Here is a 1,921-nt window from a genome sequence, read left to right as displayed (position 1 = left end):
ATCGAGTAGGAGGCGGATTTACATCCGCCGTCCTCTCACACCACCGTACGTACGGTTCCGTATACGGCGGTTCAGGTTATACGGATAAACCGTTAATCGTATCCAGTATCGAGACCAGTCCGAGCTGGTCCCACAGCCTCTTCGGCAGCGCCTGATTCATATGCGACGCCCCCGAATTCCACCAAGGACCTCGGCCATTGGCTGCTGATGTACGAGCACGTTCTTCGTGGATCCCCAGTCGCATCAGGTTGCGGCCCCTCGTTGGGGGCTGCTTCCATTGGCGCCAGACGATACATCGAAGTTTGCGTCGTACCCAGCCGTCCAGCCCTTCAAGTGGCTTCTTGCTTTGGCTGAGCTTGAAGTAACCTGCCCAGCCACGCAGCATCGGGTTTATCCGCTCGATGACGTCCGCCATCTTGTGGCCCCGCGCTCCGCGCAACAGCTCTCTGAGCCGGTCGCGTAAGCGCCCTAGGCTCAGCGTCGCCACTTTCAGCCTCGGCTGTTTATGCCGGCTCATCCCATAACCTAGGTAATCACAGACCCACGGCCGTGCCACGCGGCTCTTTTCCCGATTCAGCGTTAGTTTCAGACGCTGATTCAGAAAGCGCTCAACCCCGGCCAGCACTCGTTCACCAGCACGGCGACTGCGCACATAAATGTTCGCATCATCGGCATAACGCACGAAGCGATGACCCCGTCGTTCCAGCTCGCGGTCGAGTTCGTTGAGCAGGATGTTCGACAGCAACGGCGAGAGCGGGCCGCCTTGCGGCGTCCCTTCCTGCCGTCGACTGACGATCCCGCCCGACATGACTCCGGCTTCGAGGTAACGACGGATCAGCCTGAGCACTCGCTTGTCTTCGACTTGACGCTCGACGTAGGCCATCAAGACATCGTGGTTGACCCGATCGAAGAACTTCTCCAAATCGAGCTCCACGCACCAGCGGTGACCCGCCGCCACATGGACGCGGGCTGTTTCAATGGCTTGATGAGCGCTTCTGCCCGGACGAAAGCCGTAGCTGTAGTCCGAGAACAGAGGGTCGAAAATCGGCGTGAGCTGTTGCAGCAAGGCCTGTTGGATCAGACGATCCACGACACAGGGAATGCCCAACTGCCGTGTTCCACCTTTGGGTTTAGGGATTTCGACGGCGCGTACACCTTGCGGGTGATACTCGCCGGCCAGCAACCGAGCCTTGAGGACCGGCCAATACTGATTCGTGTAGTCCGCCAGTTGCTCCACCGTCATGCCATCGGCACCCGGTGCGCCCTTGTTGCTGACCACACGTTGATACGCACGCCGCAGGTTGGCGGGTGCAAGCACCCGCTCCATCAGCGTGTCCGGTTCCGCGTTCGTCCACGCCACAGACGCCGCCGATGCCTGCGCACTGCCAGCCGCAAGCCCTGGATTCTGTCCAGAACTTGGGGTTACAGCCCTCTTATGGAGAGATTTCTGTTTTTCGGACATTCGACGAGACTCTGACGCCTACTGGCGGCATAACCTGTTCGGCCCTTCATCGCCCCGGTTTCGGCGATTACTACGGCTTCAGCTGACTTCTGCATGCTCATCCCGTCGCCTCTCGACGCTCGGTAGCACAATGGCAAGCATGCAGATCTCCCAGGGTAATTCGCGCGACCTTCCTGCTTATGCCTGTCGGATCTACGTCGTAGCGTTCCGTGCAAGTATTGGGCTTTGACGATTTGCGCCGTCTTACCCCGCCACGCCGCCTAATCCGCTTCCTGTTCGTCAGGCCAGCATTTTGCCTCGGGCTTCCTTCAGATTCGCAGTCACCCGCGACACCCTTGCCTTTGGCTAACACTTCCCCTTGCCGGGTGTGTAGAGGACTTGCACCTCCAAGTCACCAGCGTGGCCACCACAGCCAAGCTGGTTGCGCTTACGCGCAACGCGCCATGCCTGGCGCACGCA

Annotated in this window: 1 pseudogene; it reads right to left on the bottom strand. The window is 59.7% G+C overall.

The annotated features are described in order from the left end of the window. Window positions 1-76: 76 nt before the first annotated feature. Window positions 77-1,493: pseudogene (gene ltrA / locus HU762_RS26465) on the bottom strand (group II intron reverse transcriptase/maturase). Window positions 1,494-1,921: the final 428 nt, after the last annotated feature.

The organism is Pseudomonas sp. SWRI92 (genome assembly GCF_014268685.1).
In the GTDB taxonomy this organism is placed as follows: domain Bacteria; phylum Pseudomonadota; class Gammaproteobacteria; order Pseudomonadales; family Pseudomonadaceae; genus Aquipseudomonas; species Aquipseudomonas marvdashtae.
This window is presented reverse-complemented; position numbering and strand designations above follow the sequence as displayed.